The sequence below is a fragment of the Brevibacterium sp. JSBI002 genome (genome assembly GCF_026013965.1).
Classification (GTDB): Bacteria; Actinomycetota; Actinomycetes; order Actinomycetales; family Brevibacteriaceae; genus Brevibacterium.
Map to the genome: position 1 here is coordinate 2,350,946 of NZ_CP110341.1, position 22,374 is coordinate 2,373,319.

23 protein-coding genes are annotated in these 22,374 nt (G+C 64.5%); 4 read left to right on the forward strand and 19 right to left on the reverse strand.

The window, feature by feature from the left end; genetic code table 11:
* Positions 1-126: 126 nt before the first annotated feature.
* Positions 127-2,712 (reverse strand): phenylalanine--tRNA ligase subunit beta, encoded by a 2,586-nt coding sequence (gene pheT / locus LJ362_RS10665; protein ID WP_264799057.1) that lies wholly within the window; start codon positions 2,710-2,712, stop codon positions 127-129.
* Position 2,713: 1 nt separating this feature from the next.
* Positions 2,714-3,757 carry a phenylalanine--tRNA ligase subunit alpha gene (gene pheS / locus LJ362_RS10670; RefSeq protein WP_264799058.1) on the reverse strand — a complete coding sequence of 348 codons (1,044 nt, stop codon included), beginning with the start codon at positions 3,755-3,757 and terminating at the stop codon, positions 2,714-2,716.
* Between the two features lie 247 nt (positions 3,758-4,004).
* Here pheS and LJ362_RS10675 point away from each other — a divergent pair, with 247 nt between their 5' ends.
* Positions 4,005-5,636, forward strand: a complete 1,632-nt coding sequence (locus LJ362_RS10675) for an acetolactate synthase large subunit (protein WP_264799059.1) — start codon at positions 4,005-4,007, stop codon at positions 5,634-5,636.
* Between the two features lie 79 nt (positions 5,637-5,715).
* On the opposite strand, the gene LJ362_RS10680 is transcribed toward LJ362_RS10675, so the two are convergent.
* Positions 5,716-6,375, reverse strand: coding sequence for a pentapeptide repeat-containing protein (locus tag LJ362_RS10680; protein ID WP_264799060.1), 660 nt, complete (start codon positions 6,373-6,375; stop codon positions 5,716-5,718).
* 73 nt (positions 6,376-6,448) lie between these two features.
* Between LJ362_RS10680 and LJ362_RS10685 the strand changes: the two genes are divergently transcribed.
* Positions 6,449-6,865, forward strand: a complete 417-nt coding sequence (locus LJ362_RS10685) for a VOC family protein (RefSeq protein ID WP_264799061.1) — start codon at positions 6,449-6,451, stop codon at positions 6,863-6,865.
* A gap of 255 nt (positions 6,866-7,120) precedes the next feature.
* Here LJ362_RS10685 and LJ362_RS10690 read toward each other — a convergent pair whose 3' ends face one another.
* From LJ362_RS10690 to infC, 5 genes are all read right to left on the reverse strand, one after another.
* Positions 7,121-7,903: a hypothetical protein gene (locus LJ362_RS10690; RefSeq protein ID WP_264799062.1), complete on the reverse strand. Its 783-nt coding sequence runs from the start codon at positions 7,901-7,903 to the stop codon at positions 7,121-7,123.
* 487 nt (positions 7,904-8,390) lie between these two features.
* Positions 8,391-9,212 carry a TrmH family RNA methyltransferase gene (locus LJ362_RS10695; RefSeq protein WP_139908370.1) on the reverse strand — a complete coding sequence of 274 codons (822 nt, stop codon included), beginning with the start codon at positions 9,210-9,212 and terminating at the stop codon, positions 8,391-8,393.
* Positions 9,213-9,403: 191 nt separating this feature from the next.
* Complete coding sequence (rplT, locus tag LJ362_RS10700; RefSeq protein ID WP_025779787.1) at positions 9,404-9,793, reverse strand: 50S ribosomal protein L20; 390 nt, start codon at positions 9,791-9,793, stop codon at positions 9,404-9,406.
* A 128-nt stretch (positions 9,794-9,921) separates the two neighbouring features.
* Complete coding sequence (rpmI, locus tag LJ362_RS10705; RefSeq protein WP_039206667.1) at positions 9,922-10,128, reverse strand: 50S ribosomal protein L35; 207 nt, start codon at positions 10,126-10,128, stop codon at positions 9,922-9,924.
* A gap of 100 nt (positions 10,129-10,228) precedes the next feature.
* Complete coding sequence (infC, locus tag LJ362_RS10710) at positions 10,229-10,879, reverse strand: translation initiation factor IF-3 (RefSeq protein ID WP_229664191.1); 651 nt, start codon at positions 10,877-10,879, stop codon at positions 10,229-10,231.
* A gap of 278 nt (positions 10,880-11,157) precedes the next feature.
* On the opposite strand from infC, the gene LJ362_RS10715 reads away from it, so the two are divergent.
* Positions 11,158-11,529, forward strand: a complete 372-nt coding sequence (locus LJ362_RS10715; protein ID WP_039206663.1) for a DUF1844 domain-containing protein — start codon at positions 11,158-11,160, stop codon at positions 11,527-11,529.
* A 158-nt stretch (positions 11,530-11,687) separates the two neighbouring features.
* Here the strand turns inward: LJ362_RS10715 and LJ362_RS10720 are convergent, their stop codons facing one another.
* The 3 genes from LJ362_RS10720 to LJ362_RS10730 form a co-directional block, all read right to left on the reverse strand.
* Positions 11,688-12,050, reverse strand: coding sequence for an ArsR/SmtB family transcription factor (locus LJ362_RS10720; protein WP_166823805.1), 363 nt, complete (start codon positions 12,048-12,050; stop codon positions 11,688-11,690).
* Entirely contained in the window at positions 12,047-12,244 is a 198-nt protein-coding gene (locus tag LJ362_RS10725; RefSeq protein ID WP_264799067.1) for a hypothetical protein, read from the reverse strand. Before LJ362_RS10725 ends, LJ362_RS10720 begins: the two co-directional genes overlap by 4 nt.
* 410 nt (positions 12,245-12,654) lie before the next feature.
* Positions 12,655-13,335: a TetR/AcrR family transcriptional regulator gene (locus LJ362_RS10730; protein WP_264799068.1), complete on the reverse strand. Its 681-nt coding sequence runs from the start codon at positions 13,333-13,335 to the stop codon at positions 12,655-12,657.
* 135 nt (positions 13,336-13,470) lie between these two features.
* Between LJ362_RS10730 and LJ362_RS10735 the strand changes: the two genes are divergently transcribed.
* Positions 13,471-14,490, forward strand: a complete 1,020-nt coding sequence (locus LJ362_RS10735) for an NAD-dependent epimerase/dehydratase family protein (protein WP_264799069.1) — start codon at positions 13,471-13,473, stop codon at positions 14,488-14,490.
* Positions 14,491-14,502: 12 nt separating this feature from the next.
* Here the strand turns inward: LJ362_RS10735 and LJ362_RS10740 are convergent, their stop codons facing one another.
* From LJ362_RS10740 to LJ362_RS10775, 8 genes are all read right to left on the reverse strand, one after another.
* The gene (locus tag LJ362_RS10740) at positions 14,503-16,152 is read right to left on the reverse strand and encodes an AbgT family transporter (protein ID WP_264799070.1); all 1,650 of its coding nucleotides are present in this window, start codon (positions 16,150-16,152) and stop codon (positions 14,503-14,505) included.
* A 49-nt stretch (positions 16,153-16,201) separates the two neighbouring features.
* On the reverse strand, positions 16,202-17,548 hold the full coding sequence (locus LJ362_RS10745; RefSeq protein ID WP_264799071.1) for an amidohydrolase: 1,347 nt from the start codon (positions 17,546-17,548) through the stop codon (positions 16,202-16,204).
* Between the two features lie 67 nt (positions 17,549-17,615).
* Positions 17,616-18,452 carry an SseB family protein gene (locus LJ362_RS10750; RefSeq protein ID WP_264799072.1) on the reverse strand — a complete coding sequence of 279 codons (837 nt, stop codon included), beginning with the start codon at positions 18,450-18,452 and terminating at the stop codon, positions 17,616-17,618.
* Between the two features lie 4 nt (positions 18,453-18,456).
* Positions 18,457-19,194, reverse strand: coding sequence for a bifunctional 1-(5-phosphoribosyl)-5-((5-phosphoribosylamino)methylideneamino)imidazole-4-carboxamide isomerase/phosphoribosylanthranilate isomerase PriA (gene priA / locus LJ362_RS10755; protein WP_139470134.1), 738 nt, complete (start codon positions 19,192-19,194; stop codon positions 18,457-18,459).
* A gap of 58 nt (positions 19,195-19,252) precedes the next feature.
* Positions 19,253-19,936 (reverse strand): imidazole glycerol phosphate synthase subunit HisH, encoded by a 684-nt coding sequence (hisH, locus tag LJ362_RS10760; RefSeq protein WP_264799073.1) that lies wholly within the window; start codon positions 19,934-19,936, stop codon positions 19,253-19,255.
* On the reverse strand, positions 19,933-20,535 hold the full coding sequence (locus LJ362_RS10765; RefSeq protein WP_264799074.1) for a hypothetical protein: 603 nt from the start codon (positions 20,533-20,535) through the stop codon (positions 19,933-19,935). Before LJ362_RS10765 ends, hisH begins: the two co-directional genes overlap by 4 nt.
* Entirely contained in the window at positions 20,532-21,128 is a 597-nt protein-coding gene (gene hisB / locus LJ362_RS10770; protein ID WP_172174436.1) for an imidazoleglycerol-phosphate dehydratase HisB, read from the reverse strand. Before hisB ends, LJ362_RS10765 begins: the two co-directional genes overlap by 4 nt.
* Positions 21,125-22,303, reverse strand: a complete 1,179-nt coding sequence (locus LJ362_RS10775; protein WP_264799075.1) for a histidinol-phosphate transaminase — start codon at positions 22,301-22,303, stop codon at positions 21,125-21,127. The genes hisB and LJ362_RS10775 overlap by 4 nt, the downstream gene beginning before the upstream one ends.
* Between the last annotated feature and the right edge of the window lie 71 nt (positions 22,304-22,374).

Below are 22,374 nucleotides of genomic sequence, written 5' to 3' on the forward strand. Positions count from 1 at the left end.
AGGTACAGGTGCTCGCGCCCGCGCGTTCGCTTACTCGCGTGCTCGCTGCCGCGATGCTCAGCACGGATACGACAGAACCCGGTCGAACCACTGTATCGGTCGACCGGGCTCTGTGACGCACTGTTCTCAGCTGCGGACTTCAGCGCCGTGACGCTCAGCGGCCAATGCGGTCGCCGCCTCACGCATCGCCGAGGCCTCATCGGCCTTGAGCGTACGATCCGGGGCCCGGAAGGTCAGGCGGAACGCCAGAGACTTCTTGCCTTCAGGCAGCTGGTCGCCGGTGTAGAGGTCGAAGGTCTCGAGCAGTTCGAGCTCCTCCCCTGCACCTTCGCGCAGCGTCGCCGCCAGAGTCTGCGTCGGCAGCTCGGCATCGACGATGAGCGCGACGTCCTGGCGGGACACCGGGTAGGTCGACAGAGCGCCGTCCCAGGCCCGCAGGTCGTCCTGGGCCAGCAGCGCATCGAGTTCGATCTCGAAGGCGACGGTCCGCGCCGGCAGGCCGAGGTTCTCGCACACCTTCGGGTGCAGCTCTCCGGCATGGCCGAGCAACTGACCGTCGGCGAGGACAAACTTCGCGGCACGGCCCGGATGCCACGGAGCGATCTGATCGGCCTCGACGGTGAGCTCGAGTCCGTTGACGGATGCGATCCGGCGGACGGTGTCGATGACGTCGGTGGCCTCGGCCTTGCGGCCCTTGCCCCAGACTCCTGGCATCTCCGCGTTGCCGGAGATGATGCCCGCGTAGTGGTAGGGCTGGTGCGGCACCGAAGCGTAGATTGTCGACAACTCGTCGTCGCTCGGGTGGTATCCGGGCAGGTGACGCGGTCCGGGACCCTCCGGCAGGCCCGCCGAGGTGGACACGAGCCCCGCCTCGAACAGAGCGACATCCTTCGCCCCGCGGCCCTGGTTGCGAACCACGAGGTCGACCAGCGTCGACAGCAGGTTGGTGCGCATGAGCGGCAGGTCCTCGGACATCGGATTGGCCAGACGCACATGCTTGCGCCGCACGTCATCGGCCTCGAGGCGCAGCTGGTCGTCCCGTTTGTCGTTCGTGAACGGATACGACAGCACCTCGGTGAACCCGTCGGCGGCCAACAGGTTCGAGATCCGACGACGCGTCTTCTGCGCGACCGTCAGCCCCTTTCCGGCCCTGGCCGCAGGCTGGATGGATGGGATGCGGTCGTAGCCACCTGTGCGGGCGACTTCCTCGATGAGGTCGACGTCGTCGGTGATGTCCGTGCGCCAACTGGGCACGGTCACGGCCAACCGGTCCTTGCCGATGACCTCGATGGTCGCGCCGATGCCTTCGAGCAGGCCGGTCACCTCGGCGGTCGTGTACTCGACTCCAACGAGCGAGGCAACGCGCTCGACCGGGAGTTCGATGACAGTTGGCTCCGGAGCATGGCCTACCTGCGTGGTCGCCGGGCTGAGCGTTCCGCCGCCGAGCTCGACGAGCAGATCCGCGCAACGTCGAGCCGCCACCGGCCCGAGCTTCGGGTCGACGCCGCGCTCGAAACGACGCGAGGCCTCCGACGACAGCTTGTGTCGACGCGAAGTGCGGGCGATGGAGATCGGATCGAAGTGAGCGGCCTCGATGACGACGTCGGTCGTCTGGTCATTGACCTCGACATCGGCTCCGCCCATGACGCCAGCCAGGCCGATGACCTTGCCACCCTTGCCGCTGGTGTCGTCCCCGCGGTCGGTGATGAGCAGATCCTCGGGATCGAGCATGCGCTCCACATCGTCCAGCGTCGTGAACTTCTCCCCCGCACTCGCACGGCGGACGACGATCTCGTCGCCGAGCAGCGCGGTGTCGTAGGCGTGCAGCGGCTGACCGAGTTCGAGCATGACGTAGTTCGTGACGTCCACGGTCAGGCTGATCGGCCGCATTCCCGCCTGCTGAAGGCGACGCTGCATCCAGAACGGAGTCTTCGCCTGAGGATCAAGCCCGGTGACCTGAAGAGCGGTGAACTGGTCACAGCCGGCCACCTCGTTGATGGGGTTGTTGTCCTCGATCGCAACCGGGAATCCATCGTCGGTGGCAGCGTTGGTGGGTGCCACCTCGGCGGATCCGATATCGGTGAAAGTCTGGCCCTTCATCTGCGCGTATTCGCGTCCGATGCCGCGCATCGACAGCTGGTAGCCGCGGTCGGGGGTGACGTTGACGTCGAGGGTGAACTGGTCGAGGCCGAGCAGCGCGATCGCGTCGTCGCCTGGTTCACCGGTCAGCCCGAGGTCGGTCAGGACGATGATGCCGGAGTGGTCCTCACCGAGGCCGAGCTCCTTAGCCGAGCAGATCATGCCGTCGGACTTGTGTCCGTAGGTCTTCCGCGCAGCGATCTTGAAGTCGCCGGGCAGGACGGCTCCGGGCAGGCAGGCGACGATGAGGTCGCCGGGCACGAAGTTGTGAGCACCGCAGATGATGCCGCGGCTGGGCACCTCGGGTCCGGGCTGCGGGTCCTTCGGGTCGTCGAGGTCCTCGTTGTGTTCGGGTCCGACGTCGACACGGCACCAGTTGACGGTCTTGCCGTTCGAGTGCTCTTCTTTGACGAGTTCGAGCACGCGACCGACGACGAGAGGGCCGGTGATCTCGGGTCCGAAGAAGTCCTCTTCCTCGAGACCGACGGCCGCGAATTCGGCGGCGAGGGCATGGGGGTCGGTCTCGGCTGGGAGATCGACATAGTCGGCCAGCCAGTTCAGTGGGACGCGCATATCAAGCCTTCATTCCGAAACGGGCCGAGAAGCGCACATCGCCTTCGACCATGTCATGCATATCGTTGATTCCCTCGCGCAGCATCAGGGTGCGTTCGATGCCCATGCCGAAGGCGAAGCCCTGGTAGACGTCGGGATCGATGCCGGCGGCACGCAGCACGTTCGGGTGGACCATTCCGCAGCCGCCCCATTCGATCCAGCCGGGGCCGCCGACCTTGTTGGGGAACCAGAAGTCCATCTCCGCGCTCGGTTCGGTGAACGGGAAGAAGCTCGGGCGCAGTCGGGTCTTCGACTCCGGCCCGAACATCTCACGGGCGAAGCCGTCGAGGGTGCCCTGCAGGTTGGCCATGGTCAGGCCCTTGTCGATGGCGATACCTTCGATCTGGTGGAACACCGGGGTGTGGGTGGCGTCGAGCTCATCGGTGCGGAAGGTCTTGCCCGGGCACACGACGTAGAGCGGGACACCGCGTTCGAGCAGGGAGCGTGACTGCACCGGTGAGGTGTGGGTGCGCAGGACGAGGCCGGCCTCGGGTGGGTCGACGAAGAACGTGTCCTGCATCTGGCGGGCCGGATGATCGGGCCCGAAGTTGAGCGCATCGAAGTTCAGCCACTCGGATTCGATCTCGGGGCCTTCGGCGACCTCCCAGCCGAGGCCGACGAAGTAGTCCGCGGCCTGTTCCTGGATGAGAGACAGGGGATGGCGAGCGCCGAGGCGGCGACGGTCGGTGGGCAGGGTGACGTCGATGGCCTCTTCGATGAGCACGGCCGCATCGCGTTCGGCTTCGAGCTCTGCCAGGCGTGCGTCGTGGGCCTGCTTGACCGCTCCCCTGGACTTGCCGACGATCTTGCCGGCGGCGGCCTTATCGGCCTTGTCGAGTTTGCCGATGGCTCGGTTGGCGAGCGCCAGCGGGGCTTTGTCGCCGGTATGGTCGATCTTCGCCTGCTTGAGCTCGTCGAGAGTCGTCGCATCCGCGAAAGCCTTGAGTGCCGCGTCGACGGCCTGCTTCACGGCCGACTCGTCCAAGGGGTCGAGTTGGTCTGTCATCAATGTCCTTTTGTCCGTACTTGCCCGCAGCTGAGGGGACGTCGTTTCTCTTCGTCAGTCAGTCTATCGTCTCCCCCGGCAGGGCCCTGGTCTGGTCCGCTGGGTGGGTGGGCCGCCTCGGTGAGCGATCCCCTCGCCGAGGCGGCCGTGCGGTTGCGCACGTTAGCTGGGTGGGTGGGCCGCCTCGGTGCCGGTGGTGTGGGGCCGGTCATAGGGACAGGGCCGAGAAAAGCGTAGGGTCGGGCACATGACGACACAACGTGCATCAGATGTCATGGTCAAGGCCTTGGAGAACGAAGGCGTCGAGCGGATCTTCGGCATTCCCGGCGAGGAGAACCTCGACTTCGTCGACTCCCTGCGGAACTCATCGATCGAACTCATCCTCACCCGGCATGAGCAGGCGGCCGCGTTCATGGCCGCCACCTACGGCCGGCTGACCGGCAAGCCCGGGGTGGTGCTCACAACTCTGGGGCCGGGCGCACTCAACCTGGCGACCGGGGCTGCGTACGCCCACCTCGGCGGGATGCCGGTGATCATGATCACCGGGCAGAAGGGCATCCGCACCGCTGAGCAGGCGGCGTTCCAGATGGTCAATACGGTGGCGACGATGGATCCGCTGACGAAGGTGAGCAAGCAGATCACCTCGGCGGCGATGATTCCGACGATAATCCGTGAGGCGTTCCGCGCCGCTCAGGCCGAGCGTCCGGGACCGGTGCACCTCGAACTGCCCGAGGACATCGCGGGGATGCCGGTCGACGGGTTCGAGCTCGTCGAACCGCATACGAACGGTCGCCCCGTCGCCGGGGATACGGCGATCGCGAACGCTGCGAACGTCATCAAGGAGGCGAAGTACCCGCTGCTCATGCTCGGTGCGGATGCCTCCCGGGCTTCCAGCAGTGAGGCGCTGTCGCGTTTTGTCGCCCAGATGCGCATCCCCTACGTCACCACGCAGATGGGCAAGGGCTCGGTGACGGGAGCGTCGGATCTGTACATGGGCACGGCGGCGCTGACGTCCGGTGACTACGTCCACGACGCGATCGATGCCGCCGATGTCATCGTCACCATCGGTCACGATACGACGGAGAAGCCGCCGTTCACGATGGATGAGGCCGGGCCGATCGTCGTGCACATCGGGTACCGTCCCGCCATCGTCGAGCAGGTGTATTTCCCGCAGTTCGAGGTCATCGGAGACCTGGGTCCGTCCCTGGACAGGCTCGCCGAGGTGCTCGGGTCTCCCGTGCCCACCGCCGAGGCGCTCCTGCCGATGCGTGATGAGATCCTCATCAAGATCCACGAGGGAGCCGATGAGGATCGGTTCATCCCAGAGCGGATCGTCCAGGAGGTCCGTGACGTCGTGCCGACCGATGGGATCGTGGCCCTGGACAACGGCATGTACAAGATCTGGTTCGCCCGCAACTACCGCACGACCAGGGCGAACACTCTGCTGCTCGACAATGCCCTGGCGACGATGGGAGCCGGGCTGCCCTCGGCGATCGGTGCGAAGCTGACCTACCCGGAGCGTCGTGTCATGGCCGTGGTCGGTGACGGCGGGTTCATGATGAACAGCCAGGAGCTGGAGACCGCCGTGCGTTTGGGTCTCGATCTTGTTGTCGTCATCCTCGAGGACAACGCCTACGGCATGATCCGGTGGAAGCAGGCCGCGGACGGATTCCCCGACTACGGGCTGACTTACGGCAACCCGGACTTCGTGAAGTACGCGGAGTCCTATGGGGCCACCGGCACCCGCGTCGAGGATGTCGACAGCATCAGCGATGCCCTGGAGAACGCGTTCTCATTCGGCGGAGTGCACGTCGTCGTCGTGCCGATCGACTACTCGGAGAACAAGCGTGTGCTCATCGATGAGTTGGGCAAGCGGTAAGGTATTCGACTCGCTCACAGTGAGTAGACGCCTGTGACGAAGGCAGAGTCCCTACGTCTCCGCTGGGCGGTGCCCACACTCATTCCACGGAAATGCCGAGTTCCGAGGCGAAGAGTTCGGCAAAGAGCATGAGCTGGGTGTCGTCGATGGTCGCTCCGCGCAGAGAGTGCACGCCGGAGATCTTGTGCGGTTCCAGCCCCCGGATATCGACGTTGCCGAGAGTGGCGCCTTCGCATTGGAAGACGCCGACACTGCTGCCCGGAAATGCGACCCGGCTGACTTTCGCTCGGTCGAGGTCGATCTCGTCGATCTTGCAGTCGCGGAACTCGACGTCGGTGAGCTTCGACTCGCGCAGGTTGAGATAGGAGATGCGGCAGTTGGTGAACCGCACCTTCTCCCACACGCTGTCATAGACAACGCCCGCGCCGATCCGTGTTCCAGATATCTCGGTGTGCAACAGGTTCCCATGGGGCATGTTCCAGGTATCGGCGCGGCAGTCCGTGACCTCCGTGCCGGAGAACTTCGTCCCGGTGAGATCGACCGGTGCGTCGACATCGCCGAAATTGACGTTCGACCATCGACAGTCGAGGAACGTAGCTTGGGTGGCATCCGCCTCGGCGAGGTTGAGATCGGTGAATTCCATCCCTTCGAGGAACTCCTCTGGACCGATATCGCCGAGGTAGCCCTCCGCCAGGTTCTGGAGGCTGATCTTCGGTGGACGTGGGGCTGAAGTCACCATGTGCCCACCCTAACTGCTGCTGGCGACACGGCTGCCCCTGCCCAACCGTGTTCGTCCCCACTAGACTGCAGGCATGAAGCCCCTGACAACGATCCTGTCATTGCCCGTCGCCGACTCACAGGCCACAGCGAACTTCTACTCAGCAGGCCTCGGACTCGAAACAGACGGTGTGGAGGACGGCATCGTCGCCTTCGAACTGCCGAATCTCTTAATCTTCTTCATCACCGCAGACGAATACGGCCAGTACCTCGAGCTCTCGGGGCAGCCCGGTTCGAAGAATCCGGTTCCGGGCGCCAGCATCATCTCGTGTGCCTTCGCCACGCGAGCCGAGATCGATGAGGTGCTCGACCGTGCCGTCGCCGCTGGTGGTTCAGCCGATGCGGGTCAAGACGTCGATGGATCATACATGGGCTACTTCGCTGACCTCGATGGCTATATCTGGGAACTCGTCGCCAACGAGCAGACCGCCAAGGCTGCTGAGCAAAGCTGATCACCGATACTGCGCCCCGCTCGATCGTCCCGACTGCCACGTCTTCGATTGCTCTGGCCGAGACTGCCGTTGTGAGCTCATCGCAGTCACGGGCGTGGACGAATTCGGCGATCTCCTCGGCGCCCTAGTCTACAGTCGAAGATTGTTCGGAGTTACGGCTCACTTATCGGTAGGGTCGAAGAATGCGTCGTGGGCGACGTGCTTTTCGAGCTGAGGGATAAGTGAGGCGCGGTGCACCACCGGTCCTGGATGCGCTCAGGCCCGCGCGCTCCGGCGGTTCGCCATCGTCGCTCTTATTCTGAGGAACACATCGGCGGCGAAGAGGTCCGTCCACTTGATGCGAAAGACGGTATAGCCGAGATTGCGCAGCTGGTACTCGCGCTGCCTCTCGAGTTCGAAAGCAACTTTCGGGTCGTCGTTGTCGATGTAGTACTTGCCCGCTCCATCGAACTCGGCGATGACTTTGCCGGGCTCATTGGCGAAGTCAGTGCGCGCGACGAAGTTCCCTCGTTCATCGCGGATGGTCACCTGCGGTTCGAATCCAGAAATCGAGTGCTCGACGAATCTCACTGCACAGATCGACTCTCCGATGGACTCGCGTCGTTCGTCGATATTGTCGATCACGGCGGCGATTCTGCGCTGACGCGTCCGCACTGGGTGCGCATCACAATAGGCGCGGAAGGACGCAGCTGTCACTGCGGACTTCCGAATTGCAGCATCAACCACCGCGACAGCGAATGCGAGCGCATAGTCACGGGAGACATCGAGCAGAGTCTGTTCCACTGATGTCACAGGACAGCCGTCCAGCACGATAACAGAGCTCGACTCGAGGTCTCTGTACCGGACGAAGAGGTTAGTCCGCCTGCTCCCCCGGTTCGGGTGGACAGCCTCGACAGTGAGCGGATCGTTGCGTTCGAAGTACGGAATCGGCAGTCCGTGGGCAATAAGCGCACTCCGGTGTGAGAGTACGGCGCCCGGTGGCAGCCGTCCCACGTACGAGCGTGCCTTGATGCTCAGATCCTCAGCCTGCTTCAGCATGCCCGACGTTTCATGAGGAAGGCACACGTCTTCGGCAGAAGCCAGGGCGGCAGTGAACTCGTGGGCCGGCCGAGAACACTCCGCGGTAACCACATAGACACCTCGGCGCACCTTGTCCAGACAGCATTTGAGCGCCTGACTGATCTGATATGCCGACCAGCCGGCGGACCTGAGTTGTGCTGCGGAAACACATGCGTGCATGTCTCCAGCATGGTCAGGTGCAGGTCACTGAGGCAATGGCGAGAATTCGGCCTGTGGACAACCTCCCACTCGTGCGCACAGGGTCATGGATCTCCTGCCGCTGACCGACCTCAAATAGTGAAAACGAGAAAAGCGCAGTCAGCGTTGGAGCCCACTTACTGGCCGAAACAAAGAACACGTCGTTGGAGGCGAGTTCTTCGGCGGCAGTGATAAGTGAGCGGAAGTACCTGGACACGACCGCCTCGCACGCAGTCAATCGGCGTGCACCACGAGGCCGCCCAGGCCCTCACATCCGCTGGTTGCGAGCACTTTCGTAGATGCACACTCCGGCGGCGGTGCCGAGGTTGAGGCTTTCGGCTGAGCCGTAGATCGGGACGGCGACGGATGAGTCGCACAGCTCCAGATCCTCGGCGCTCATCCCCCAAGCTTCGTTGCCGAAGACCCAGGCGGTACGTGCGGTCAGGTCGAGGCCCGTCTCCCAGGGGTGGTGAAGATCGTGGGCTTCGTCGTTCGCGTCGGCGGCGAGCACCTGCAGGCCGCGGGCACGGGCCAGTTCGGTCACCTCGGAGAGTCCGACTCCGGTGACGACGGGAATGTGGAAGAGCGAACCGGCAGTCGAGCGCACGACCTTGTCGTTGTAGACATCCACCGACGACGATGTCAGCACGACGGCATCGGCGCCCGCAGCATCGGCCAGGCGAATGATCGTGCCGGCGTTGCCCGGATCGCGCACTTGCGACAGGACGACCACGAGCTGCGCTTCCTTGTCGAGCACGGAGGTCAGCTCTACGTCGAGCGCCCTGCACACGGCCACGACGCCTTGTGAGTTCACGGTCGAGGCGAGCTCAGTGAGCACCTCGGGGGTGACGGTGCTGCACTGCATACGCCCGTGCTTGGCCGTGGAGACGAACGAGGGATGCTCCTCGGCGGCCTCCTCGGTGATGAACAGCTCGACGACGGAGCCCTTTCGCGCCAGAGCCTCACGGACGGCCTGCGGACCTTCGACGAGGAACTGCCCCGTGGCCTTGCGATCACGACGTTTGAGCAGTTTCGCGGCATTCTTGATCCGCTTCGACTGAGGTGAGGAGATGACGTCAGGGAGTTTCATGAAACCGTGTTCTCGATCCGTTGAATGCTGAAGTGGAAGAAGTGGGGCCCGAAGGGACAGGAGCTGATATGGGGACCATGCGAGTCCGAGCGAAAAGACCGACGGCCCCGAACCTGCAGTTCGGGGCCGTCGTCGATCACCGAGGCGATCGGTCAGTCACTTAAGTGACCGGAGTTTAGATAAGACGCTGCTCAGGCGGCGTCGGTCTTCGCTGCGTTGACGTCAGCAGGAAGAGCATCCTTGGCGACCTTGACCAGGTGCGCGAAGGTGGCCGAGTCGTTCACGGCGAGCTCGGCGAGCATGCGACGGTCGACCTCGACTCCAGCGGCCTTGAGGCCCTGGATGAAACGGTTGTAGGTCATACCGTTGGCGCGGGCGCCGGCGTTGATGCGCTGGATCCAGAGACGACGGAAGTCGCCCTTGCGCTTGCGACGGTCACGGTAGCTGTAGACCAGCGAGTGGATGACCTGTTCCTTGGCCTTGCGGTACAGGCGCGAGCGCTGTCCGCGGTAGCCGCTTGCCCGGTCGAGGATGACCCGGCGCTTCTTGTGAGCGTTGACCGCTCTCTTCACACGTGCCACGTGTTACTCCTTTAGAAAGTTCGTATCTGCCGGCGGTGCCGGACTCTGGTTCAAGCTGTGGGAGCCGCTTTCGACTGCCCGTGGGAGATCCCGGAGACTGTCCGGGAAAGAAAGACCCGAAAGGGGTCTCACCTGCCCTTGAGCTTGCCCAGAAGCTTGCGGGCCATGGCGCGGTCGCCGCCGGTGAGTTCCTGGTCGGTGGACACGCGGCGCTTACGAGCCGAGGACTTGCCCTCGAACTTGTGCTGGTTGTTCACGCCTTCACGCATGATCTTGCCACTGCCAGTCACGCGCATACGCTTCTTGGCGCTGCTGTTCGTCTTCTGCTTCGGCATAGTGCCGTTCTCCTTTGCAATTCGTTGCCCGCGTCAACCGCTGGCAACTACTTCACACGCACAGACCAGGACGGACCTGGAACGCGACGTACTTAATTTCTCACGCGTCCGGGCGAGCTGCGTTCTTCTCTGCAGCGACCCGATCGCGACGGGACTTCACCTCAGCGGACTTTCCCTTGGCATCTGCCGATGCCTTCCGGGCCTCCGCCTTGGCGTCAGACTTTGACTTGTGCGGGGCGATGACCATCACCATGTTGCGTCCGTCGACTCGCGGTGAGGATTCGACGGAGCCAAGATCGGACACATCTTCGGCCAAGCGGTTGAGCAGCTTGATGCCCATCTCGGGACGGGACTGCTCACGTCCGCGGAACATGATCATGACCTTGACCTTGTCGCCGCCTTCGAGGAAGCGGGTGACGTGGCCCTTCTTCGTCTCGTAATCGTGTTCGTCGATCTTGAGACGGAAGCGGATCTCCTTCAGCGCAGTGTTCGCCTGGTTCTTCCGGGCTTCTCTGGCTTTCTGGGCAGATTCATATTTGAATTTTCCGTAGTCCATGAGCTTGGCTACGGGTGGCTTCGCCTGTGGGGCTACCTCGACGAGGTCGAGGCCGGCTTCACCGGCGAGATCGAGTGCCTTGCGAATGGCAACGATACCGACCTGTTCACCATTGGGTCCGACCAACCGGACCTCGGGAACCCGAATCCGGTCATTGATGCGCGTCTCGCTGATGTGTTCACTCCTTTTGCTCAAATGTGGTCGTGACAACGAAAAAGGCTCCCGTTGACACATGCCAAGGGAGCCTGCACACACGAGCAGTACGGTAGACGTACGTTCAGTGAATACACCTCGATCTGCACCCGATCAGACTATGCCTGACGGACAGATCTTTGGACCCGATCGCTCTTCGCGATCAAGGTGGGAGACAGACTCCGCTTCGCACCAGCTACCAGTGTACTACGCTTCATGACTCTTCGCACATCGAGGCCCTGGTGTGATCGCCGCATTGATTTATATGTCAAGCTTATGGCATGAGTTCCGAAGAATCTGTTCCCGCCGAAGCGATCGCCGACGTTACGCGCGACATCGCCGAGGTCCCCGCTGTCGAGGTCATCACCTCCAGCGCCGTCCACCTCATGTCCGCAGCCGCTGTCAAGTGCGGCCTGGCCGAGGACACCGCCGAAGGGCGCGGCGCCGACCTCCAGGACCTCGATGAGGCCCGCAAGCTCATCACCGCACTGGCCGGCTTCGTCACCGGTGCTGCCACCGTGATCGGCGACCACCACGCCCGCCCGCTGCGCGATGGGCTGCGCAGCCTGCAGCTGGCCTTCCGTGAGGCTTCGGAATACCCCGACGCCCCCGGCGAAGGTCCCGGAGAGAAGTTCACTGGCCCCGTCCGCTGACACATCCATCACCGAGGCGGCCCCCGACTATTCGTCGGGGGCCGCCTTCGTCTGTGGTTCAGCCGTTCGTCGGGGAGGATGGCCCACCGGGTCCGCCGAATCTCCGGTGCAGCGTCTCGGCTGAGAGGCGGCTCCGAAGGCGAAGCAGTGCTGACGGATCAGGGGTCCTCACCTGCTCGCTCCGCCTGCGCCTTGATGCCGCGGAGGCGACGATCCCATCCTTGGGCGACGATACCGAGCAGATCGGATACTTCGCGGATCTGCGACGGGCTCACCGAGTGCACGCGGCGCGATGATCGGGTCGCCGAACTCACGATTCCTCCGCTCTCGAGAATCCGCAGCTGCTTGGCCACGGCCTGTCGGCTCAGCCCGAGATCCCGTGCCACGGCGCCGGCGTCGTCGGGCGACTGGGACAGCCGAACCAGGATGCGGCGTCTCGTGTGGTCGGCCAGCGCTTTGAAGACGAGGTCCGCCTCGCCCGACAGCAATCTGTCCTGAACGGAGTCGTCTGCAGAACTCATCTCGCCGACACGGCGAGTCCCCTCGCCACCACGAGCTCTTCGACCCAGCCTTCGGCATTCTCCTCGAATCGTCGGCGTCGCTCGGCGGCATCGTCGCTGAGCCGGGCGAACCCACTCTCGCGGACGGTGAGCAGGACGCCCTGGCCCTCTGACTCGATGGTGAACTCGATAGTGTTGCTGGGAAAGTCCTCCAACGATCCGGGCGTCCGCCGAGCCAGCGGAACACGGCACGACGAGGCGGATCGAGCTCCTCCGTGCCGATGGCGAATTCGCCGACGTTCGGGTCAACCACCCGAGAGACACCATCCTCAGAACTGATGTCATGCTCGGTGTAGCTGCCGTCATTGATGAACCAGCCGGGTTCGCTGATGATGTCCCACACCGTTTGCGCGTCGGCGTCGATGTGGATGCTGCGGACGATCTCGTCGGGCACATCATCCGCAGCGATGGGTCCGTCGTTCTCGGTCACGATGGTTCCTCTCGTCGGTGAGATCGGCACTGGGGCGCGTTGGCGACGACTCTATCTCGCACCCCGCCAAAGTGCAACCATTCAGTTGCACTCGCATTCATCGGTCGGCCGCCGATCCCCACCCCGCCCCGCGGTTCATTCACCGAGGCTGCCGATGACTCCGCGCATGAGTTCACCCTCGATTTCGTCGAAACCCGGACCGAATTGGCCGAAGCGAAGACCGTTGATCAGACCGATGACAGCGACCCAGATCGTCACGGTTCTCAAGATGGTCCCGTCCGAGTAGTCGAGGCCGAGCTCCTCGAGGCCCGCACGCAGCGGCTTCAGCATGTCAGGATTCGACCCAGACGGTCCTCCTTGGCGCCGCCGCGCCGGCTCCGCCGCGGACGCAGCACCCCCGTCCTCCGCCACCAGCTCCGCGAGCGTCACCATGATCCGCGTTCCCGGGACCACGGTCTCCTCTCGCGGAGCCTCGTAGTCAGCGATCGGGGTGCCGTAGATGAGCGCCCACCGATTCGGATGGTTCCTCGACCAGTCGAGCATCGCCAGCGCAAGGGTCTCAACACTTCGACGCCCCGCCAGCGCTTCATCGACGGCATCGGCGATCTGCGTGAAGGCATCGCGGATGAGGATCGTCAGCAGTTCATCACGACTCTTCACGTACCGGTACACCGCACTGGAGACAACTCCGAGCTCACGAGCGATCGCCCGCAGCGACAGCCCGTCAACGCCCTCGTCATCGATCATGCGATTGCCGATGGCCGTGATCTGCGCTTCCGTCTCGATGCGGGCGCGCTGCCGCGGGGTCTCAGTCATGGCTTCACACTACGTTCCGAGAGCAATGATGACAACAGTGAGCACTGCTCTTGAATTGCCGACGCATGAGGCCTACGCTGAATCGAGAGAGCACTGCTCTCATTCATTACTCGGAAACATCGGAAGGTATCCGTCATGAAATCAGCACTCGTCATCGGCAATGGTCAGATCGGTTCGGAGATCGCGGCTCAACTCAGCGCATCAGGCACAGATGTCCGCATCGCCACCCGCTCCGGCAGCGGTTCATCCAGTGCCGGGGCCGGCGCGAGCAACGCGACCGCCCCGTCGGAAACGTCGTCTACGTCTGGCACGACGACAGTCAGCGCTCCAACTCACCTCAAGGCCGATGCGAGTGATCGCGCCCAGCTGGCCGAGGCCGCTCAGGGAGTCGATGCGATCTTTGCCTGCGCACACGCTCCCTATGACAATCGGAAATGGGAGCAGGTCCTCCCCCGCCTCGACGCAGCGATCCTCGACACCGCCGCAGACCTCGGCATCCCCGTCGTCTTCCCAGAGTCGGTCTATGCCTTCGCGGGACTGCGCACCCCGATCACCGAAACCTCCTCGTTCGCTCCGGTTGAGGACAAGGGACGAATCCGGCAGCGGCTCATCGAAGCCCGTGACTCTCATCCCGCAACAAGCGCAAGCGTCATCGCCGGGGATCTGCTCGGCAGGACAGCAGAGAAGTGGTCGTCGGTCGTGCGGATGTGCATCACCGAACCCGTTTCCGCCGGGCGCAGGGCCATGGTGCCGGCACGGACTGATGTCCCGCACGGAATCACCGTCATCGCCGACCACGCAGCCGCAATGATCCAGGCGGCAGAGGATCTCAAGCGCGTCCCCGCGGGGACGCATCAGCTGCGGATCGCACCGGCATCAAATCCGACACTGGCCGAGATCGCCGACTTCACCGCGGACACTCTTGGGCAGAAGCGCAAGCGTCCGCTCCCAGTCCCACGCTGGGCGACCCGTGCCATCGGTGCTTTCGAACGCTCCTTCTACGAGCTCAACCAGTTGGCACCGATCTGGTACGAACCCTGCGTCATCGCCTCCAGCGATTTGGCCGAAACAGTCGGAACAACCGACTGGCGCGAGGGCGTGCGACAGATGCTCGCCGCGGAAACGTCTGAGACTCCTGCGCGGCAGCCTCGGTGAGCGAACGAGGCCTCACAGCCGGATCCCGTTGCCCGGGCCCAGCGGCAGGTCGAAAAGGAACCAGATGCCCAGCAGCACTGCCCAGGCCAGCCAGAACGGGATGACGAATGGGAACATCCGAGAGATGACCGTGCCCAGCCCGGCGTTCGGCTCATACCGGCGGACGAGACCGAGCAGCACGATCATGTACGGGTTGAGCGGGGTGATGACCTGCGTGGCCGAGTCACCGACGCGGAAACCGGCCTGGATGAACGCCGGTTCGTAGCCGAGCAGGGAGAAGAGCGGGACGAACACGGCGGCCATGAGCGTCCACATCGACGATCCTGAGATGATGAACAGATTGAGCAGGCTGGCCAGGAGCATGAACCCGATGACCGCGGCGAACCCTGTCAGACCGATCGCCTCGAGCCCCGACGCCCCTGCGACGGCGATCCACGAACCGATGCCCGTCCAGTTGAATAGGGCGATGAACTGGCCGAGGATGAACGCGAGAATGAGGAACGACATCATGTCGATGATCGACTGACTCATCATCTTCACCAGGTCGTTCATCGACCGCACGGTGTGCACGACGAACCCGTAGACGACGCCCATAAGCATGAAGTAGGCGAAGACGATGAACACGATTGACGACAGCAGCGGGGACTCCGGAAGGAATCCGCCGTCCTCGTTCCGCCAGGGAGAACTGGGAAGGAGGAAAGCGAAGAGGAAGACCGCGGTGAGGACGAGCCCCGAGACAACCGCCCAGATCAGCCCTTTCTTCTCCTCCGGTTCGAGTTCGGCCTTGATCTCTGTGCACGAATCATCGTCCGAAGACTCAGAGGATCCCTCTGTTTTCGCCGAGGCATCTCCGTAGGGGCTGTCGGGTGCCTGGTATTCGCGGGCCAGTCCGCTCGACGAGGCGTTCGCGTATTCGCGGGGCGCTCCCTTGCGCACCATGTTCGGTTCGATGAGCCGGTCGATGATGAATCCGGCGATGATCGCGAGCACGATCGACGAGGCGATATTGAAGTAGTAGTTCGATACCGGGTTGACTGCGGTGTAGTCGGTGTTCGGCAGGGTCTCCATCACCGAGGTGGTGATCCCGGCGAACAGAGCGTCGAGGCTCGTGGGGACGATCGAGGTCGAATAGCCGGCACCGGTGGCGGCGAACCCGCCGATGAGACCGGCCATCGGATGCCGTCCTGCCGCTTTGAATACGAGCGCAGCCAGAGGCGGGATGATGACGAACGCCGAGTCGGCCATGATCGACCCGACCACCCCGACGAAACCGACGGCATAGGGCAGCAGCCACTTGGGGCTCTTGCCGAAGGCGATGCGCACGGCCGCGGCGAGCATTCCCGACTTCTCGGCCACTCCGACGGCCAGCAGAATCGGCAGCACCGTCGCCAAGGGCGGGAACCCGATGTAGTTGTCGCCCATCGTCGTGGTCAACCACGCCAGGCCCTCCCCGGTGAACAGGCCCTTGATCGCGATGGTCTCGTCGCCGCCGGGAATGGCCACGGTGACATCGGCCATGGCCATGGCTGTGGAGACGAGTCCGGTGATGATGAACAGCCCGAGGAACAGCGTGAACGGTTCGGGCAGTTTGTTTCCGATGCGTTCGATCCAGTCCAGCGTGCGCTGGCCGAAACCGACTTTCCCATCTGTCGTCGTCGACATGAGCGGTCCTTCTCTTCGATGGCGCGGGTCTGGGTGCGACGGGACGATCTCAGTCGAAGAAGTGCTCGACGTCGATGGCTCCCCCGTCGCGGGCGAACTCTTCGGTCACCTCGGCGGCGAGGGCATCGTCGGCGAGGAAATCCAGGGCGGTGCACGCAAGACCGTAGGCCCCGTCGAGCGCCGCGGATTCGGCCGCAGGGGTCTCGGCGGCTGCAGCGAATTCTCGGGTGTGCAGGGCCACCTCGGCGTCGGCGGTTTTGATGAGCGGATGGATACCGGGAATCCGATAGGAGACGTTGCCGAAGTCCGTCGACGCGGCAATCGATTCGTCGAGGACCCCGGCAGGAAGCGGCTGGCGACCGCGCGCCTGTTCGTGTTCGGCCCAACGGGCGGTCAGCGCCGAATTCGTACGCACGGGCAGCGACGGCGGATGTTCGTCCCAGCCGACGGTGACGCCGGTGCCGGTCATGAGCGCGGCACCCTTCGCCGCGTCCTCGACCCGGTCGGAGAGTTCTTTGAGCGTCTCGGGGAACTTCGAACGGACGTAGCACTGCACGGTGGCCGATTCGGTGATGATCGACGGCCTCGTTCCGCCGTCGGTGATGACCGCGTGCAGACGGGAGATCGGCGGCAGCTGCTGCCGCATCAGGCCCAGCCCCTGGTAGAAGAGATTCGCCGCGTCGAGGGCGTTGCGCCCCATGAAAGGCTGCGCCGAGGCGTGGGCGGCGACCCCTGAGTATGTGACCTTGAGCAGGCGGCGTCCCTGCCACACCTGGTCGGCGCAGTCGTATCCGTAGCCGTGGACCATGATGGCCGCGTCGATGCTGTCGAAGGCGCCGGCCCGGGCCATGACCTCTTTGCCCGAATGGCCTTCTTCGGCCGGGGTGCCCAGCAGCACGACGGTGCCCGGCACGGCGTCGGGGTCTTTCTCGTACAAGGCATGGAGGGCCAGGAAGGCACCGACTCCGGCGGTGGCGATGATGTTGTGTCCGCACGCATGCCCGATCTCGGGCAGGGCATCGTATTCGGCGAGGATCGCGATCGTGCGACCGTGACCGGAACCCGTCGTCGCCCGCAGCGTCGTCTTCACACCGTAGAGGCCGGTCTCGACGTCGACTCCGTGTTTCTCCAGCACCGAGGCGATCGCAGCGATCGAATCGAACTCTTCGAACGCGGTCTCGGCGAGGTCATGGACGGTGTGGAGCAGGCCCGTGAGGCCGCCTTCCGCGGCGTCGAGGCCCGCGGCGATGCCGGACCGGCTCGTCTCCGGGGCACCGGTGAAGTCGGAGGCCCACTCGGCGGCCTGCTCGGCCCGAGCCCGGGTCTGTCGAGCCATCTCGTCGAGGTAGCTGTCGTCCGGTGCGGTCGAGTGGGCGAGGTCACGGATTTCGCTCATGGGTCATAAGCATAGGTGCCCTGCCGATCTGACACGCCCGGAACGGTCAGGTTTCCGCGTCGGAGCCTCAGACTTCAACGAGGCGAATGGCCAGGGAGTCGATCTTCGCGACGAGGTCCTCGTCACCGGCGACGGTTTCCTGGAACCGGCGCACCTCTCCCGGCGGCACCTCGGACTCGACGCCCAGTGTGATGCCGAGCTCCGGCCCACCGAGGTGGACGCTGTTGCTGCCGGGGCTCACACCGATCCGAGCCAGCCACGGGACGGACTCGGCGATGGCACGCAGACGCTGGGCCACCTCGGCGTCGGCCCAGGACGGGGTCCAGGGCTGGGACTGCACGAACGCGAACATGGCGGGGCGGCGCAACAGGAATGAGGACTCGGCTCCGGGGTCGAGGACGACGAGCTGGGATTCCGCCTCGATGGCCCCGAGGACGAGCCGTTCGGACTCGATCGGGACGGGTCTGGCATCGGAATGCCACGCCGTCAGCGGTGGGATTCCGGAGAATCCGGGGGTGCACTCGCGGCCGTCCTCGGCTTGGAGGCGGACCATCGCCATCTCCGAGGAGTTGTCGGCCATGAGCCCGTTCTCTCCGACCTCCTGGTCGAGAACCATCGGCACGATCGGGGCATAGAGCCTGGCCCCGGACAGAGCCGTGACGACCTGCTGGTGTGCGGCCGGATCCAGGGGTGTCTGAGCGACCTGGTTCATGGCCTCCAGCAGGGCCGCATCCGCCAGCCCGGTATCACCGGAGAACGGGTTGGGTTTGAGATCCCGGCCCTCCCACGCCTGTCCGGCGGAATCCGTCGGGGCGTGGGCCTCGCCTGCCTGGTCGGCAGGCGCGGCGGACCGTGGCTCGTCCGGCCCATGCGGCTGGTCCGGATCGTGCGAGTGCGTGCTCACAGACTCACCGTCCTGCGACGTCGAGGGCTTCTTCCAGAGTGAACTTGCCGGCGTAGAGTGCCTTGCCCACGATCGCCGAGTCGACGCCGAAGGGCACGAGCTCACGGAGGGCTCGCAGGTCGTCGAGGCTCGAGACTCCGCCGGAGGCGACGATCGGAGAGTCGGTCTTCTGCGCGAGATCCTTGAGCAGGTCGACATTGGGTCCCTGCAGGGTGCCGTCCTTGCGCACATCGGTGACGACGTAGCGGGAGCAGCCGGCGGCTTCGAGGGTGGCGAGAACTTCATAGAGGTCGCCGCCGTCCTTCGTCCAGCCGCGGGCGGCCAGGGTGGTTCCGCGCACGTCGAGGCCGATGGCGACCTGATCGCCGAAGCGCGAGATCATCTCGGCCGTCCACTCGGGGTTTTCCAGGGCGGCGGTGCCGATGTTGACGCGCTCGGCTCCGGTGTCGAGTGCGCGTTCGAGGCTTTCGGTGTCACGGATGCCACCGGAGAGTTCGACCTTGATCCCCACGGCCTTGACAACCTGGTTGAGCAGATCCGAGTTCGATCCGCGTCCGAAGGCGGCATCGAGGTCGACGAGGTGGATCCATTCGGCACCACGGCTCTCGAAGTCCTGAGCGGCGTCGATGGGTGAACCGTAGTCGGTTTCAGTTCCGGCTTCGCCCTGGACGAGGCGGACGGCCTTGCCGTCGGCGACGTCGACGGCGGGGAGGAGGACCAGCTTGTTCGAACTGTCTGTCATTGTGACCTTTCTGCCAGGGTGCCACGGGGTTTGAGGCAACCATAGTCGGTGTGCTCGGTCAGGAGCTGAGTGAGTCTGTGGGGTTGGCGCCTGAGCTGTCGGTGCTGCCCGAACCGCTGCCCGGGCTGCTGTCGGCGGCGAACGAGGCCAGCCAGTTGCGCAGGAGCCTGGCGCCCGCCTCGGCGGATTTCTCGGGATGGAACTGTGCTGCCCAGGTGGTTCCGTCTTCGACAGCGGCGATGAAGTCATTGCCGTGGCGGGCGGTCGTGACCGTCGCGTTCGCCGGCGGCTCGGTCGCGGCGTAGGAGTGGACGAAGTAGAAGCGTTCGTCTCCGATTCTGGCGAACATGGCCGAGTCTGCGGGAGCGTTGACCTTCGACCATCCCATATGCGGGATGACCGGCGCTTCGAGGCCGGTGACGGCTCCGGGCCACAGACCGATGCCCTCGGTCTTGACTCCGTGTTCGACGCCGCGGGCGAAGAACACTTGGAGGCCGACGCAGATGCCGAGCAGCGGTCGCCCCTGTTCGTGGCGTGCCCGGATGAGGTCGACTCCCCCGACGTTCTCCAGTCCGGCCATCACGGCCGAAAACGCGCCGACGCCGGGGACCAGCAGTCCGTCGGAGTCGTTGATGACATCGTGATCGGCCGTAAGCGTGACCTCGGCACCGGCCGCGGCGACCGCACGGACGGCGGAGCGCACGTTTCCGGCACCGTAGTCGAGGACGGCGACAGTCGTCATCGCTTCGCCCCCTTGCTCAGCACCGACCAGATCCTCCACAGGGAGAACCCGAGGACGACGGCACCGAGTGCGGCGACGACCCAGGCGATGGTGTTCCCACCCAGGGCCAGGGCGATGCCGAAGGCCACGACGAGTCCGGCGAGGACGGCGGCGATGATCCACAGCAGTGCCGTGCGTGCCATGGAGGCCCGACCCGGGCTCATCGTGGCCGCACTGGCCTGCAGCTTCGTCATCGACGAGGTCGGAATATTGCCTTCGACGTCCTCTGCGGCAACGGTTTCGAGCAGCAGACCTTCGAGCACATCGGGCAGGTTCTTCAGCGCCAGCCCGGCCGGCACATCGGACTCCCGGGCGCCGTGGCGGAAATGGCCGGCGTCGATCTGCTCTTCGCTGCGCACGAGGAGGAGGACCTCATGTTTGCCCGCGAGCTTCGAGATCGCTGCGGCCGCCTCGTTGCCGGCTTTGACATCCGTGTCGGCGAGCACGATTCCGCTGAACTCGCCGATCGGCACGATGGTGCCGGAGATGTTCGACAGCACGCAGGCGGCGGCCAGCTGTTGGGCGACCCCGAACGGGGTCACGATGACGGTCGTGCTCACAGGACTCCCTTGGTGCTGGGAACGGAATCGCTGCGCGGATCGGTTTCGACGGCCTCGCGCAGCGCGCGGGCGAAGGCCTTGAACTCGGCTTCGACGATGTGGTGCGGGTCGCGACCGCGCACCAGGTCGAGGTGGACGGTCAGGCCGCCGTTGAAGGCGATCGATTCCAGCGAGTGGGAGGTCATCGAACCGGTGAAGTGGCCGCCGATGAGGTGGTACTGCTGGCCTTCGGGCTCGCCTTCGTGGACGAAGTAAGGGCGCCCGGAGACGTCGACGACGCACTGGGCCAGGGCCTCGTCCAGCGGCACGGCGGCGAAGCCGTAGCGGCGGATGCCGACCTTGTCGCCGAGAGCCTCACGCAGGGTCTGACCGAGCACGATCGAGGTGTCTTCGACGGTGTGGTGGACGTCGATGTGGGTATCGCCGGTGGCGGTGATGTCGAGGTCGATCATCGAGTGCTTCGACAGGGCGGTGAGCATATGGTCGAAGAACGGCACGGAAGTCGAGATGTTCGAGGTGCCGGTGCCGTCAAGGTTGACGGACACGGACACCGTGGACTCGGACGTGGTGCGCGAGTTCTGGGCCTGCCTCATGAAGTGCCTTTCGTCGGGGCGGCTGATGACGGGGTCGGAGACTGCGGACGGTCCGCGAGGACGTCCGGTGCTTCGGCGAGGATATCGTCGATGGCGGTCAGGAACGCTTCGGTCTCTGCCTCGGTGCCGGCGTTGACGCGGGCGTGGCCGGTGATGCCGATATCGCGGATGAGGACTCCGCGGTCGAGCAGCTTCTGCCACAGATCAGCCGGTGAGGCGATGTTGCCGAAGAGGACGAAGTTCGAATCGCTGTCGTGGACGGTGAAGCCCGCCTCGGCGAGGTGGCTGGAAATCCGGTTGCGCGAGTCGATGAGACGGTCGACATTGCCCAGCAGCAGCTCGGCATGTTCGAGTGCCGTGCAGGCCAGCACCTGAGTGACCTCGGACAGGTGATAAGGCAGGCGGACGAGACGGAGGACGTCGATGAGCTCGGGTGCGGCGATGGCGTAGCCCAAGCGCAGGCCGGCACAGGCGAAGGCCTTGCTCATGGTGCGGGAGACGACGAGGCGGGGTCGCCCCTCAAGCAGAGTCATCGCCGAGGACTTGGCGGGGCGGGAGAACTCCGCATACGCCTCGTCGACGATGACTATCCCTGCGCAGTTGTCATAGGCGGCTTCGATGACGTCGAGACCGATCGATGTTCCGGTCGGATTGTTCGGGGTGCACAGGAAGACGATGTCCGGATCCGCCCGAGCCACCTCGGCGGCGACCGTTTCTGCATCGAGGGTGAAGTCGTCATTGCGTTCGACGTGCTGCCATTCGGCACCCGTGCCCGTGGTGATGAGCGGGTGCATCGAGTACGAGGGGGTGAAGCCTAAGACAGTGCGGCCCGGACCACCGAAGGCCTGGACGATATGACTGAGCACTTCGTTCGAGCCGTTGGCGGCCCAGATCATGGAGGGATCGAGGTCGACGGAGTCACCGGCGCGTTCGTTCACACCGTCCAGATAGGTGACGAGGTGTTCGCGCAGTGCGGTGAATTCGCGATCGGGATATCGGTTGAGTCCGGCGAAGTGATCGTCGACGGCTGCGCGCATGCTCTCGACGACGACGTCCGGAAGCGGATATGCGTTCTCGTTGACGTTGAGCTGGACCGGCACATTGAGGTGCGGAGCCCCGTACGGCTTGAGGCCGACGAGGTCTGAACGCACTGGCAGAGAGTCGATGTTTCCCACGGCGATCATTCTACCGAGAGGCCCCCGCCGCCCGGGCGGCGGGTCGGGCATCGAGATACACCGGTCGGCTC

Coding starts and splice junctions, on each gene's coding strand:
- LJ362_RS10675 (WP_264799059.1), top strand. CDS start 4,005: ATGACGACACAACGTGCATCAGATGTCATGGTCAAGGCCTTGGAGAAC.
- LJ362_RS10745 (WP_264799071.1), bottom strand. CDS start 17,548: ATGAGCGAAATCCGTGACCTCGCCCACTCGACCGCACCGGACGACAGC.
- hisH (WP_264799073.1), bottom strand. CDS start 19,936: ATGACGACTGTCGCCGTCCTCGACTACGGTGCCGGAAACGTGCGCTCC.
- pheT (WP_264799057.1), bottom strand. CDS start 2,712: ATGCGCGTCCCACTGAACTGGCTGGCCGACTATGTCGATCTCCCAGCC.
- LJ362_RS10720 (WP_166823805.1), bottom strand. CDS start 12,050: ATGAGTTCTGCAGACGACTCCGTTCAGGACAGATTGCTGTCGGGCGAG.
- LJ362_RS10730 (WP_264799068.1), bottom strand. CDS start 13,335: ATGACTGAGACCCCGCGGCAGCGCGCCCGCATCGAGACGGAAGCGCAG.
- pheS (WP_264799058.1), bottom strand. CDS start 3,757: ATGACAGACCAACTCGACCCCTTGGACGAGTCGGCCGTGAAGCAGGCC.
- LJ362_RS10740 (WP_264799070.1), bottom strand. CDS start 16,152: ATGTCGACGACGACAGATGGGAAAGTCGGTTTCGGCCAGCGCACGCTG.
- LJ362_RS10680 (WP_264799060.1), bottom strand. CDS start 6,375: ATGGTGACTTCAGCCCCACGTCCACCGAAGATCAGCCTCCAGAACCTG.
- hisB (WP_172174436.1), bottom strand. CDS start 21,128: ATGAGGCAGGCCCAGAACTCGCGCACCACGTCCGAGTCCACGGTGTCC.
- priA (WP_139470134.1), bottom strand. CDS start 19,194: ATGACAGACAGTTCGAACAAGCTGGTCCTCCTCCCCGCCGTCGACGTC.
- LJ362_RS10735 (WP_264799069.1), top strand. CDS start 13,471: ATGAAATCAGCACTCGTCATCGGCAATGGTCAGATCGGTTCGGAGATC.
- LJ362_RS10715 (WP_039206663.1), top strand. CDS start 11,158: ATGAGTTCCGAAGAATCTGTTCCCGCCGAAGCGATCGCCGACGTTACG.
- LJ362_RS10690 (WP_264799062.1), bottom strand. CDS start 7,903: ATGCTGAAGCAGGCTGAGGATCTGAGCATCAAGGCACGCTCGTACGTG.
- LJ362_RS10695 (WP_139908370.1), bottom strand. CDS start 9,212: ATGAAACTCCCTGACGTCATCTCCTCACCTCAGTCGAAGCGGATCAAG.
- LJ362_RS10685 (WP_264799061.1), top strand. CDS start 6,449: ATGAAGCCCCTGACAACGATCCTGTCATTGCCCGTCGCCGACTCACAG.
- rpmI (WP_039206667.1), bottom strand. CDS start 10,128: ATGCCGAAGCAGAAGACGAACAGCAGCGCCAAGAAGCGTATGCGCGTG.